This is a genomic window from Pseudomonas sp. QC2, from assembly GCF_002859085.1.
In the GTDB taxonomy this organism is placed as follows: Bacteria; Pseudomonadota; Gammaproteobacteria; order Pseudomonadales; family Pseudomonadaceae; genus Aquipseudomonas; species Aquipseudomonas petroselini.
Genome location: NZ_PKKS01000009.1, coordinates 87347 through 100377 on the forward strand (window position 1 = coordinate 87347; position 13031 = coordinate 100377).

The following is a 13031-nucleotide window of genomic DNA, read 5'->3' on the forward strand; positions in this document are numbered from 1 at the left end:
GATCTATGATGCAAACCCTTGAGTTTTTGACCGAAACCCCGAACATGACGATAGCGGCCCCTTTCAACCTGTCTTCCGACCTTATCGACGAGCTGCTGCGCGGCATGCGCCTGCGCGGGGTGCAGTACCGGCGCATCCAGGCCGGGCCGAGCTTCGGTATGGGCTTTGAGGCCAAACCTGGACACGCCTATTTCCACTTCCTGGCTGCAGGGACGGCCACCCTGCGTACCGACGACGGCAGCCTGTTTGAGTTGTCGGCGGGCAATGCGGTGTTCATCTCCCACGGCGGCGCCCATGCGCTGTCATCCACCGCGGACGGGCCGGTGCAGGACATCAAGGGCTTTGACGCCACGCCGCTGGGCGAGACCGTCTGCGCGGTGGATGCATCGCCCGACACGCTCCCGAGCACCTTGCTGTTCAGCGCCTGCATGGCGTTCGAGCTTGGCAGTATCCAGGGGCTCGGCAGCCTGATGCCGGCCTTGATGCTGATCGACGCTCAGGGCCAGCGTTACCCCGGCCTGATGCCGATCCTGGCGGTGATGGAACGCGAAGTCAGCGCCGCTCGCGTCGGCTACTCCGGCATCCTCGCGCGTCTGGCCGATGTGGTGGCCGCGATGATCGTGCGCGGCTGGGTGGAATGCGCCTGCGGCAATGCGTCGGGGCTGGTGGCGGCGCTGCGTGACGCACGGTTGGCCGGTGCCCTGCTCGCCCTGCACCAGCAACCCGGCCGCGCTTGGAGCGTGGCCGAGCTGGCCGCGCACTGTCACACCTCCCGTTCGGTGTTCGCCGAGCGCTTCCAGGCCACCCTGGGTATCCCGCCCTTGCGCTACGTGACGGAACTGCGCATGCGCCTGGCCAGCCAATGGCTGACCCTGGAGCGGTTGCCCATCGAAGACGTCGCACTGCGCCTGGGCTACACCTCCCAGGCGGCGTTCAGCCGTGCATTCAAGCGCATCACCGGCCAGCCACCGGGGGCCAGCCGCCACACCCTGCGGAGCCCGGCATGAACGCTCGCCTCGACGACATCCTGGCCGACCGCCTGGACGTGGTGTTCTGCGGCATCAACCCCGGCAAGGGCTCCGCCGCCCTGGGCCTGCACTTTGCCAATCGCAGCAATCGCTTCTGGCGCACCTTGCACCGGGCGGGCTTCACGCCCCAAGAAATCCGCCCGGAGGACGGCCGTACGTTACTGGACTATCACTGCGGCTTGACCACCGTGGTCGAGCGCCCTACCGCGAGCGCGGGCGAGCTGGCACGGCATGAATTCACCGACGCGGCGGCAGCGTTTGAACAGAAAATCCACCGCCACGCACCGCGTTTCGTGGCATTTCTCGGCAAGGCCGGCTACAGCGCGCTGTCCGGTCAACGCGAGATCGGCTGGGGGTTGCAGCCGCAGCGGCTGGGCGGTGCGTCGGTGTGGGTGTTGCCCAACCCGAGCGGACGCAACCTGGCGTTCAGCCTGGAGCAATTGGTGGAGGCGTATCAGTCCCTGCGCGAGGCCATTGCGCCCGTCGACCCCGCGCCCTTAATCTCTTGAGTCCATCACCTTGTGAGCAATGGAGGCTTCATGAAACTGATCGGTATGCTGGACTCGCCCTACGTACGCCGCGTGGCCATTTCCCTGGAGTTATACGGGGTGGATTTTGTGCATGAGCCGCTGTCGGTGTTCCGCACGTTCACCGAGTTTTCCCTGATCAACCCGGTGGTCAAGGCGCCGACGCTGGTGCTGGACGATGGCACGGTGCTGATGGACTCCAGCCTGATCCTGGACTACCTGGAAACCCTGGCCCCGGCGGATAAAAAGCTGCTCCCGTCGCAACCCGCCGCGCGTGCCCGCGACCTGCAAACACTCGGGCTGGCGCTGGCGGCCTGTGAGAAAAGCGTGCAGATCGTCTATGAACACAACCTGCGCCCGGCCGAGAAGCTGCATGCGCCCTGGCTCGACCGCGTCAGCGGGCAGTTGCTGGCCGCTTATTCGTTATTGGAAAAACAGCTGAGCGACAGTGAAGCACTGAGCCAGGCCTCGATTACCGCGGCAGTGGCCTGGTCGTTCAGCCAATTCACCGTGGCGTCGGTGGTCAAGGCGGATGCGTTTCTCAACCTCAAGCGCCATGCCGAGCGCCTCGAACAGCACCCGGCTTTCAAGAAGTACCCGATCGAATAACCCCACCTATCCAATGTGGGAGGGGGCTTGCCCTAATGCCAGTCAGTTAAGGGTGAGCACCGTACCTGTGGCGAGGGAGCTTGCTCCCGCTGGGTCGCGAAGCGGCCCCAGCGCTTTGTTTCAAAAGACTGGGACTGCTGCGCAGTCCAGCGGGAGCAAGCTCCCTCGCCACGGGGTACTTTTCGCTCTTGCTGCTTCTTAACTGGCAAGCCCCCTCCCACATTCGGCCTGTGCAGGCCGGCTCAGACCCAGCCGCCATCCACAATAAAGTTCTGCGCCGAACACATCGCCGAGGCGTCAGAGGCGAGAAACAACGCCATATTGGCGATGTGCTCCGGCAGCACACTGCCCGGCAGGCACTGGCTGCGGCTGATCAGTTCCTTGGCGGCATCATCGACCCACATCGCCAGTTGTTTCTCGGTCATCACCCAACCCGGCACCAGCGTGTTCACACGGATGCGGCTCGGCCCCAGTTCCCGGGCCAGGGCGCGGGTCATGCCGTGGGCGGCGGCTTTACTGGCGGCGTACACCGGGTAGCCGGCGGAAGCCATCATCCAGCCGACCGAGCCGAGGTTGATGATCGCCCCGCCGCCCGCGCCTTTCATCATCGGCACCACGGCCTTGGCGGCCAGGAAGGCGTGCTTGAGGTTGACGGAGATCAGCCGGTCGAACATCTCCGAGTCGACTTCTTCCAGGGTGTGGCGCACGTCATTGGCGGCGTTGTTCACCAGCACGGTGATCGGCCCCAGGGAGTGTTCGAAACGCCCGATGGCCGCCTTGTAGGCGATTTCATCGGTGATGTCGCAGTTCACGAACTCCACGGTGTGCCCGCGCGAACTGAGCAGCGCCGCCAGGCGTTCGCCCTGGCTTTGCGCGCGGTCCACAAACCCGACTTTGGCGCCTTGTGCAGCGAAGGCGCGCACCATGAATTCGCCAATGCCCGAGGCGCCTCCGGAAATCAGGACGGTCTTGCCTTCAAGGTCGGGGTAAACGGCGTGTTGAGTACTCATAGAACAGGTGCCTCGCTCAATTAGTCTTATTTTATTTTGCAAATACGGCGTTAAAGGCTATAAATTCGCTGTCTTATCGACAAAATATCGCACATTAGTAGAACTATTCCACTCAAAACAACAAAAGGAAGTTCGATCATGAAGCACCCTCGATACCTGCTCTCGGGCCTGGCCATGTCCTTGCTGATCGCCAGTGGCGGCGCCCAGGCCGCAGGGCTCACCAGCGAACACAAACCGTTTGGTAAAACCAACGACGGCACCGCCGTCGAACAGTACATCTTGCGCAACAGCCACGGCATGCAAGCCACGGTGATCACCTATGGCGGCGTGCTGCAGTCGCTGAAAGTGCCGGATAAAAACGGCAAGGTCGACGACGTGGTACTCGGCTTCGACGACGTGCAGGGCTACCAGGCTGGCACCGCGTTTTTCGGTGCGACCATCGGGCGTTTCGGCAATCGCCTCGCGGGCGGTGCCTTTGAGCTCGACGGCAAGCGCTACCAAGTGCCACTCAACGACGGCCCCAACTCGCTGCACGGTGGCGCACAAGGCTTCGACAAGCATGTTTGGAAGGCCTCGCCCGTCAAATCCAAGGACTCGGTCGGCGTCACCCTCACCTACCTGTCCAAGGACGGTGAAATGGGCTTCCCCGGCAACCTGAAAACCGAAGTCACCTACCGCCTCAACGATAAAAACGAACTGCACATCGACTACAAGGCCACCACCGACAAACCCACAGTGCTCAACCTCACCAACCACAGCTACTTCAACCTCGCCGGCGCGGGGAATGGCGACATTCTCAAGCAGGTCGCCACCTTGCATGCCAGCCATTACACCCCGGTGAACGCCACCTTGATTCCGACCGGCGAACTGGCCCCCGTCAAGGGCACGCCGATGGACTTCCTCAAACCGACGCCGATCGGCCAGCACATCAAGGAGGATCATCCGCAGCTCAAATTTGCCGAGCCGAAACAAGGCGGGTTTGACTTCAACTGGGCGCTGGACACCAAAGGCGACGTCAAGCAATTGGCCGCCGAGGTGCATGATCCTGAGTCAGGTCGGCGCTTGCAGCTGTACACCAGCGAGCCAGGGGTGCAGTTCTATACCAGTAACTTCCTCGACGGTTCGGTGAAGGGCAAGGCTGGGAAGACCTACCTGCACTGGAGTGGTTTCACCTTGGAGACCCAGCACTTTCCGGATGCGCCTAACCAACCGACATTTGCCTCCACCCGCCTGAACCCAGGGCAAACCTACACCCAGAGCACCGTCTTCAAATTCTCCGCAAACTAAACATGTGGGAGGGGCTAAGCCCCCTCCCACATTTAATCCTCACATGGCATGACTCAGCGTTGTTTCATGCGGTCGATGACCACGGCCAGCAGCAGGATCGAGCCACGGATCACGTACTGGTAGAAGGTGTCGATGTTCTTCAGGTTCATCGCATTCTCGATGATCGCCAAAATCAACACCCCGGCGATCACATGACGGATCATCCCGACCCCACCGCTCAACGACACCCCGCCCAGCACGCAGGCCGAGATCACGGTCAGTTCAAAACCCTGCCCGATCATCGGCTGGCCCGAGGTCATGCGTGACGCCAGGATCACCCCGGCCAATGCGCCGATCACACCGTGTACGGCAAAGATCAGGATCTTGGTACGGTCGACGTTCACCCCCGCGAGCAACGCCGCTTCCGGGTTGCCGCCGATGGCCATGGTGTTGCGCCCGTAGGTGGTGTAGTTGAGCAACCAGCCGAAAAACATGAAGCACAGGATCGTGATGATGATCGGCACCGGCACGCCCAGCAGTTGGCCGTTGCCGAAGATAAAGAACTGATCCTGGGACACCCCCACCGCCTTGCCGTTGGCAAAGATGTACGCCAGGCCGCGCACGATCTGCATGGTCGCCAAGGTGGTGATCAACGCGTTGACCCGCAGCTTGGCGATCACGATGCCGTTGATCAGCCCCACGACCAGGCCCATCAGCAGCGCGGCGCCAATGCCCAGCATGACGCTGTCGGTATCGCGCATCACAATCGCCGCGACCACCCCGGCGCAGGCAATCACCGAGCCCACCGACAAGTCGAAGTGCCCCGACGCCAGGCAGAACAGCATGGTGCAGGCGGCAATGCCCACGGTGGAAATCGCCAGGCCCAGCCCGCGCATGTTCAGCGGGGAGAGGAAGTTGTCGATGAGCAAGGCGCAGAGCAAAAAGATGCTCACCGCCGCCAGCAGCATGGCCCAGTTGTCCAGCAGTGCACGCACGTCCAGGGGTTTGCGCGCGGTCGGCAGCGCATTGTTTTGGATTGTCATGATCGTCTCTCAGTTCGCCAGGCTACGCGGCAAAGCCAGCTGCAGCAGGTTGGATTCAGTGGCGTGTTCGCGGGTTTGTTCGCCGCGCATCGCGCCTTCGCACAGCACCAGGATGCGGTCGGAGATACCCATCACTTCCATCAGGTCGCTGGACACTACGATGACCGCAATGCCTTGGGCCGCGAGGTTATGGATGATCTGGTAGATCTCGGCCTTGGCGCCGATATCGATGCCACGCGTGGGTTCGTCCAGCAGCAGGACTTTCATCGGCATCGACAGCCAGCGACCCAGGATCGCCTTCTGCTGATTGCCGCCGGACAGGTACATGATTTTCTGCGCCGCATTCGGCGTTTTGACTTTCATCGCCTGGATCTGCTGGTCGGCGTTGCGTTTTTCCCAGCCTTCGCGCAACAGCCAGCCAAACGCCGAATGGGCGCCGCGCGCGCTGATATTGATGTTCTCCGCCACGCTGGACAGCGGAATGATGCCCTCCTTCTTGCGGTCTTCCGGGCACAGCAACACACCGGCGGCGATGGCATCGCGCGGTGAGCGCAGTTGCAAGGCTTGCCCGCAGAGTTCCAGTTGACCGGCGCTGGCACGTTCCAGGCCGCTGAGCAGGCGGAACAACTCGGTACGCCCGGCGCCCACCAGCCCGAACAGGCCGAGGATCTCGCCTTTGCGCACATTGAAACTGATCGGCTCACGCAGGCCTGGGCCGAGCAAACCGTCGACCTTGAGCGCCACTTCGCCCTGTTCACGCGGACGGTAGTCGTAGATGTCCTGGATATCGCGGCCGACCATGCAGGTGACCAACTGGTCGTGGGTCAGCGCACTCATGTCATCGAAGGTGCGCACGTAGCGGCCGTCCTTGAACACCGTCACGGCGTTGCAGATGCGGAACACCTCCTCCATGCGGTGGGACACGTAGAGCACCACTTTGCCCTCGTCGCGCAGGCGCGTGATGATCGCCATCAAGCGGTCGATCTCGCGCGCCGAGAGGCTGCTGGTGGGTTCGTCAAAGGCAATCACATGGGCACCACGGGACAGCGCCTTGGCAATTTCCACCAGTTGGCGCTGGCCCAGGGACAGGCGGCCGAGCTTTTCCTGCGGGTCGATTTCATCGGCCAGGCCTTTAAGGCAGGCCAGTGCCTGCTGGCGCAACAGGCTGCGATTGACCACACCGAAACGCGACGGCAAATGCCCGAGGAACAGGTTCTCGGCCACGGTCATTTCCGGCACCAGGTGCAGTTCCTGGTGGATCACCGCCACGCCGCTGGCAATGCTGTCGGCGGCGTTTTTGAAGGCCATGGTCTGCTCGCCGATCTGCAGCGTGCCACTGCTGGGGATGTAGGCGCCGCCGAGGATTTTCAGCAGCGTCGACTTGCCCGCGCCGTTTTCGCCCATCAAGGCGTGCACTTGCCCTGGGTAGGCGGTGAAGCTGATGCCATCCAGCGCCTTGACCCCAGGAAAGGTTTTGCCGATGCCGTTGAAGCTCAACTGGGCAGCGGCGTTGTGTGTCTGTAATTGCGCGTGCATAACCACCTCGTCACACCAAACCGGCGGCCCCGTTGTGGGGGCCGCCATGCCAAACACTCAGTTCCACAACCCGATCTTGGTCAGTTCTTCCTTGAAGTTCTCGCGGGTGATCAGGGTCACTTCGTCCATGGCGGTGTACTTCGGTGGTTCGGTGCCTTTGGTGACCCACTCGTACATCATCAGCGCCGTGTTGTAGCCCTCGATATGTGGGCTAGGCAGCATGGAGCCGAAGAAGCCGCTGTTGGGTTTCTTCAGTTCGCCGATGGCATCGGTGCCATTGATGCCGATACCGATCACGTTGGCGGCTTTGAAGCCGGCGCTTTCGGTGGCGCGCACGCCGCCGAGTACGGTGTTGTCGTTCATGCCGCCGATGATCAGGTTTTTCGCGCCGCTGGGCAGCTTGACCAGGGCCGAGTTGGTGGCGTCCATGCTGCCCGGTACATCCAGGGTCTTGGCGGCGGTGAACAGGATGTGATCCTTGGGAATGCCGGCTTCTTCCAGGGACTTGACCGAGCCGTCGGTGCGTTTCTTGCCGGTGTCGAGTTCGTTGAAGGTGTTGATCACGGCGTAGGTGTCTTTCCAGTCCCAGCCACGTTTTTTCGCTTCAGCCGCCATGGCCGCGCCCTGCTTCTGGCCCACTTCGAAGGCGGCCATGCCCAGGTACGGCACGTCTTCCATGAAGGCGCCCTTGGCGTCGACGAAGCGGTCGTCCACGGCGATGACTTTCAGCCCATTGGCTTTGGCCTTGGCGACGATGGCCGGGCCGAGGGACACGTCCGGCGGGCAGATCACAAAACCCTTGGCGCCGTTGGCCGCCAGGCTGTCAATGGCCGAGAGGGTTTTCTCGCCATCGGGCACGGCGATCTTGATCACAGTGAAGCCATGTTCCTTGCCGGCTTTTTCGGCAAACGCCCACTCGGTCTGGAACCACGGCTCTTCAGCCTGCTTGACCAGAAAACCGATCTTCACTTCTTCAGCGGCCAGCAACAGCCCGCTCAGGCTCATGGCCGAGACCGCCACAGCGGCGCAGCACAGGGAACGGATACCACGACGACGATTCATACGGGTGACTCCTTGTTGTTGTTTTTAGGTAGAACTCTAGAAGCGGGCTGGCAAGGAACCCACTCCCATTAGGGTTATCCGGCAAAGCGGTGACAGGGTTTGCCTGGTACGTCGACCTCGATGGCCAATACCGCACCATCCAGGGGGTGATCCAATGGGCTGGCAGCGCTGGTGATATACAGGGTGGTGAGGTTGGGGCCACCGAATACGCAACTGGTGGGACGGCTGACGGGCAGTTCGATGATGCGGTCCACCTCTCCTGCGGGCGTGAGGCGCAGCAGGCAACTGCCGTCCCAGCGCGCGTTCCAGAGGTAGCCTTCAACGTCCATCGCCGAGCCGTCCGGCCCGCCGCGCTCGTGTGGACCAAACCACGTTTGCGCCGGACCGAGCTGGCCGTCCGCGTGGATCGCATGCCGGTACAGCGTGCCATCCAGGCTGTCGCCGAAATGCACCTGGCAGCCGTCATCACTCCACAGCAAGGTGTTGGGAATGCCCAGCCCGCTCAGCAACGGCGTCACCTGTGCATCGGCATCGATGCGAAACAGGCCGCCGGAACGTCGGGTGATCGGCACGTCTTCACCGTGTTCGCCGATGTTGTTCTGCATGGTGCCCAGCCACAGCCGGCCCTGGGCATCGCAGCGTGCTTCATTGCCACGGTTGCCCGCGTGCGGGTCGGCCACGCACAGCAAGGTCAGGGCCTCGGTGGCCAGGTCCAGCCGGTACACGCCGCTGCTCAAGGTCACCAACGCATCGCCGCTTTCACACGGGATAAAGGCCGAGACATGCTCGGGCAACTGCCAGATCTGCAACTGCCCGTCCATCAGGCGCAGCGCCTGTTTGCCGGCAATGTTGACCCAATACAGGGCCTGGGTGGGCGCGTCCCAGAACGGGCCCTCCCCCAGTTGCGCGCGGTGCGCGGTGACGGCGGTACACGACATGACGCCTCCTGGTTTTTTTACAGCGAATCGCGCGATGGCGTGCCATCCACCAGCCGCTGGATCCGCAACGGGTTAGCGTTTTTCAACGCGTCGGGCAGCAGGCTGTCCGGGTAGTTCTGGAAGCACACCGGGCGCAGGAAACGGTCGATGGCCAGGGTGCCCACCGAAGTGCCACGGGCATCCGACGTCGCCGGGTACGGCCCGCCGTGAACCATCGAATCGCAGACTTCGACACCGGTCGGGTAACCGTTGAGCAGGATGCGCCCGACTTTCTGTTCGAGCAGTGGCGTGAGTTCGGCGAACTGCTGAAAGTCGCCCGGCTCGCCAATGATCGTGGCGGTGAGTTGGCCGTGCAGGCCTTGCAAGGCAGCGCTGAGTTGCGCCTGGTCAGCCACTTCGACAAACACGGTGGTGGGGCCGAAGACTTCTTCCTGCAGCACGTCATCGCCGTCGATCAACAAGCCCACATCCGCCTTGAACAGCTGCGGCTGCGCCTGGTTGCCTGCCTGGGCATTGCCCGCCAGGTGCTGGATGCCGGGGTGCGCCAGGAGTTTTTCCAGGCCTTTGCCGTAGCTGCTCAGGGTGCCGGCATTGAGCATGGTCTGCGCCGGTTGCTCGCCGATCAGTTGCGCCACCTGTTGGGTGAACGCGGTGAAGGCTGGCGAAGCAATCCCGATCACCAAGCCAGGGTTGGTGCAGAACTGGCCACAGCCTTGCACCACCGAGGCGGTGAGGTCGCGGGCAACGGTGTCGGCCCTGGCCTGCAACGCCTGGGGCAATACGATCACCGGGTTGATGCTCGACATCTCGGCAAATACCGGGATCGGTTGCGGGCGCGCCGCGGCCATATCGCACAACGCACGACCGCCCTTGAGCGAACCGGTGAAGCCGACCGCCTGGATCGCCGGGTGCTTGACCAGCGCTTCACCGACGCCACCGCCGAAGATCATATTGAATACGCCCGCCGGCATCTCGGTGGCCTCGGCGGCACGGATGATCGCATTGGCGACCTGTTCCGCCGTGGCCATGTGGCCGCTGTGAGCCTTGAACACGACCGGGCAACCTGCGGCCAGCGCTGCGGCGGTGTCGCCGCCCGCCGTCGAAAACGCCAGGGGGAAATTGCTCGCGCCAAACACCGCGACCGGGCCCAGGCCGATGCGGTATTGGCGCAGGTCCGGACGTGGCAGCGGTTGGCGATCGGGCAACGCTTTGTCGATGCGCGCGCCGTAGAAATCACCGCGACGCAACACGGTGGCAAACAGGCGCATCTGACCGCTGGTACGCCCGCGCTCGCCCTTGATACGCGCGGCCGGCAATGCGGTTTCGCGGCAGACCAATTCAATGAAGTTGTCGCTCAGGGCATCCAGTTCGTCTGCGATCGCGTCCAGAAACTGCGCGCGACGCGCCGCACTCAAGGCGCGGTACGCGGGATAGGCCTGCGCAGCGGCCTTGGCGGCGGCGTCGACTTCCTGCGGGGTGGCCTGGTAGAAGTCCTGGGGCAAGGCTTCGCCGGTGGCTGCGTCGACGCTTTGCAGCTTGACGCTGCCGTTGGCGCTGCGCTGGCCGCCGATGTAGTTGTGGCCGAGGAACTGGGTCATGGGGGTCTCCTTCAAAGGGTGATGACGTTACCGGGTTCAAAGGCCGCATCGGCACTGCCGACACGGTTGACCAGCGGCGCGCCGAACTCGGCTTGGCTGATCTCGAACACATCGCCCGGTTGAGTACGTATACCGTCGGCGAATGACAGCGTGGCGGTGCCGAAGAAATGAATATGCACATCGCCGGGCTTGAGGAACTGACGGTATTTGAAGTGGTGGTATTCGAGGTTTTCCAGGCTGTGGCACATATTGGCCTCGCCACTGAGGAATTCGTTCCGCCAGATTTCCTCGCCGTTACGCAGGATACGGCTGGTGCCGGCCAGGTGTTGGGGCAATTCGCCCACGCGCAACTCGGGACCGTAGCTGCAGCTGCGCAGTTTGGAGTGGGCCAGGTACAGGTAGTTCTTGCGCTCCATGATGTGGTCGGAGAACTCGTTGCCTACCGCAAAGCCCAGGCGATAGGGCTTGCTGTCCGGGCCGATGACGTAAAGGCCGCCAATTTCCGGCTCTTCACCGGCGTCTTCGGCAAACGGCGGCACCGGGAAGGCTTCGCCAGGGCGCACGACGATACTGCCATCGCCCTTGTAGAACCACTCCGGCTGCACACCGGCTTGGCCGGCTGCGGGCTTGCCGCCCTCGACGCCCCATTTGAAGATACGCATGGTGTCGGTCAGTGCGGTCTCGTAACCGGCCTGGTGCATTTTGTCGCGTGCCGAGGCACTGCCCAGGTGAGTCAGGCCGGTGCCGCTGATCAGCATATGGGCCGGGTCCGGGTGATCCAGCGGCGGCAGGACTTTCAGGTCGGCCAGCAGTGTGGCGTAGTCATGGCTGTCGCCCAGGCCGAGGGTCTCGACCTGCTGCTGCAACTTGATACCGGCCTCGATGGCGGCCAGGGCCAGTTCGCGTACGCTGCGCGCCGTGTTCACTTCACGCAATGTGCTGCCTTCCACCACGCCGACGCGGCGCTCACCGTTGTGCAATTCGAACTGAACTAAACGCATGAAACTTCTCCCAGATTAAGTACGTGTGGCGCCACGGGCGCTGGCGGCGAACTGGTCGGCAGGCAATACGTGCTTGCGCTCAAGCACACGGTAGACCACAAAGGTCAGCAGCAGCCCGAACACCATCACCCCGGACAGGAAGTACAAGCCCGAAGCCAGGTTGCCGGTGTATTCCTTGAGCGCGCCGATCACGAACGGGCCAATGTAGCCGCCGAGGTTGCCCACCGAGTTGATCAAGGCAATGCCCGCCGCCGCACTGGCGCCGGCAAAGAAGCGCCCCGGCAGGGTCCAGAACACCGCCGTGCAGGAAAACATCGCGAACGCCGCCAGGCACAGCGCCGCCATTTGCAGCACCGGCACACTCAGCCAGGCACTGAAGAACAGGCCGATGGCACCGAGCACATAGAGCACGGCGAGGTGGCCGTAGCGGTCATTCAATCGGTCGGAACTGCGCGGGATGATCAGCAGGCCGATGATGCCGAAGATATACGGCACGGCCGAGATAAAGCCGGTGGTGAGATCGCTGCCGCCGAATTGCTTGATCAGGGTCGGCAGCCACAGGCCCAGGCCGTAGATGCTCAGGGTCACCGGCAGGTAGAACAGCGCCAACAGCAGCACGCGCTTGTCTTTGAGGGCATGCAGCGGGTTGCCGTGACGGGTCTGGCCGTAGGCTTGCAGGTCTTTAGCCAGTTCGCCGGTGAGCCAAGCCTTTTCGTCATCGCTCATCCAGTTGACCTGCTTGGGGCCGTCCGGCAAGTAGCGCAGCACCGGCCAGGTCAGCAGGATCGCCGGGGTGCCGATGACGATGAACAGCCACTGCCAGCCGTGCAGGCCAAGGATGCCGTCCATGCCCAGCAAACCGCCGGACACCGGGCCGGTGATCATCATCGCGATGGGTTGCGACAGGATGAACAGCCCGAGGATCTTGCCGCGATGACGCACCGGGAACCACTGGGTGATGTAGTACAGAACGCCCGGAAAGAACCCCGCCTCCGCCGCGCCGAGCAGAAAGCGCATCACGTAGAAGCTGTGCGGGCCCTGTACAAAGGCCATGCCGATGGTGATGGCACCCCAGGTGATCATGATCCGCGCAAACCAGCGCCGCGCGCCGAAGCGGTCGAGCATCAGGTTGCTGGGGATCTCGAACAGGAAGTAGCCAATGAAGAACAACCCCGCGCCCAAACCATAGGCGGCGTCACCGATACCCACGTCGGCGCCCATGTGCAATTTGGCGAAGCCCACGGCGGAGCGGTCCACGTAGGCGATCAGGTACAGCAGGATCAGGAAGGGAATCAGTTTCAGCGTGATGCGCCGAATAAGCCGCAGTTCCTGGCTCATGGGGGTCGATCTCCGATTGTTGTTTTTATAGAAGCTCGGGGGACGCCTCTCGCGAAAATCCGCCAGGGTCATACC

Annotated in this window: 12 protein-coding genes; 4 read left to right on the forward strand and 8 right to left on the reverse strand. The window is 62.8% G+C overall.

What is annotated here, in order from left to right; genetic code table 11:
- Positions 1 to 8 precede the first annotated feature (8 nt).
- The 3 genes from QCBJ_RS09080 to QCBJ_RS09090 are packed head-to-tail and all read left to right on the forward strand — an operon-like array spanning position 9 to position 2164.
- Positions 9 to 1007: an AraC family transcriptional regulator gene (locus QCBJ_RS09080; protein WP_102060658.1), complete on the forward strand. Its 999-nt coding sequence runs from the start codon at positions 9 to 11 to the stop codon at positions 1005 to 1007.
- A complete protein-coding gene (gene mug / locus QCBJ_RS09085) occupies positions 1004 to 1537 on the forward strand; it encodes a G/U mismatch-specific DNA glycosylase (protein WP_012723603.1) in 534 nt (177 codons plus the stop codon). The genes QCBJ_RS09080 and mug overlap by 4 nt, the downstream gene beginning before the upstream one ends.
- A gap of 30 nt (positions 1538 to 1567) precedes the next feature.
- Complete coding sequence (locus QCBJ_RS09090) at positions 1568 to 2164, forward strand: glutathione S-transferase family protein (protein WP_102060625.1); 597 nt, start codon at positions 1568 to 1570, stop codon at positions 2162 to 2164.
- A 242-nt stretch (positions 2165 to 2406) separates the two neighbouring features.
- Here QCBJ_RS09090 and QCBJ_RS09095 read toward each other — a convergent pair whose 3' ends face one another.
- The gene (locus QCBJ_RS09095) at positions 2407 to 3174 is read right to left on the reverse strand and encodes an SDR family NAD(P)-dependent oxidoreductase (RefSeq protein ID WP_012723601.1); all 768 of its coding nucleotides are present in this window, start codon (positions 3172 to 3174) and stop codon (positions 2407 to 2409) included.
- 138 nt (positions 3175 to 3312) lie between these two features.
- Here QCBJ_RS09095 and QCBJ_RS09100 point away from each other — a divergent pair, with 138 nt between their 5' ends.
- Positions 3313 to 4461 carry an aldose epimerase family protein gene (locus QCBJ_RS09100; protein WP_012723600.1) on the forward strand — a complete coding sequence of 383 codons (1149 nt, stop codon included), beginning with the start codon at positions 3313 to 3315 and terminating at the stop codon, positions 4459 to 4461.
- A 53-nt stretch (positions 4462 to 4514) separates the two neighbouring features.
- Here QCBJ_RS09100 and araH read toward each other — a convergent pair whose 3' ends face one another.
- From araH to QCBJ_RS09135, 7 genes are all read right to left on the reverse strand, one after another.
- Complete coding sequence (araH, locus tag QCBJ_RS09105) at positions 4515 to 5483, reverse strand: L-arabinose ABC transporter permease AraH (protein WP_064052942.1); 969 nt, start codon at positions 5481 to 5483, stop codon at positions 4515 to 4517.
- 9 nt (positions 5484 to 5492) lie between these two features.
- Positions 5493 to 7019, reverse strand: coding sequence for an L-arabinose ABC transporter ATP-binding protein AraG (gene araG, locus QCBJ_RS09110; protein ID WP_102060626.1), 1527 nt, complete (start codon positions 7017 to 7019; stop codon positions 5493 to 5495).
- 57 nt (positions 7020 to 7076) lie between these two features.
- On the reverse strand, positions 7077 to 8081 hold the full coding sequence (locus tag QCBJ_RS09115) for a substrate-binding domain-containing protein (RefSeq protein ID WP_012723597.1): 1005 nt from the start codon (positions 8079 to 8081) through the stop codon (positions 7077 to 7079).
- A gap of 74 nt (positions 8082 to 8155) precedes the next feature.
- Positions 8156 to 9019, reverse strand: coding sequence for an SMP-30/gluconolactonase/LRE family protein (locus QCBJ_RS09120; RefSeq protein ID WP_102060627.1), 864 nt, complete (start codon positions 9017 to 9019; stop codon positions 8156 to 8158).
- 17 nt (positions 9020 to 9036) lie between these two features.
- On the reverse strand, positions 9037 to 10617 hold the full coding sequence (locus QCBJ_RS09125; protein WP_102060628.1) for an aldehyde dehydrogenase (NADP(+)): 1581 nt from the start codon (positions 10615 to 10617) through the stop codon (positions 9037 to 9039).
- Between the two features lie 11 nt (positions 10618 to 10628).
- On the reverse strand, positions 10629 to 11618 hold the full coding sequence (araD1, locus tag QCBJ_RS09130) for an AraD1 family protein (RefSeq protein ID WP_102060629.1): 990 nt from the start codon (positions 11616 to 11618) through the stop codon (positions 10629 to 10631).
- Between the two features lie 15 nt (positions 11619 to 11633).
- A complete protein-coding gene (locus QCBJ_RS09135) occupies positions 11634 to 12956 on the reverse strand; it encodes an MFS transporter (protein ID WP_012723593.1) in 1323 nt (440 codons plus the stop codon).
- Positions 12957 to 13031: the final 75 nt, after the last annotated feature.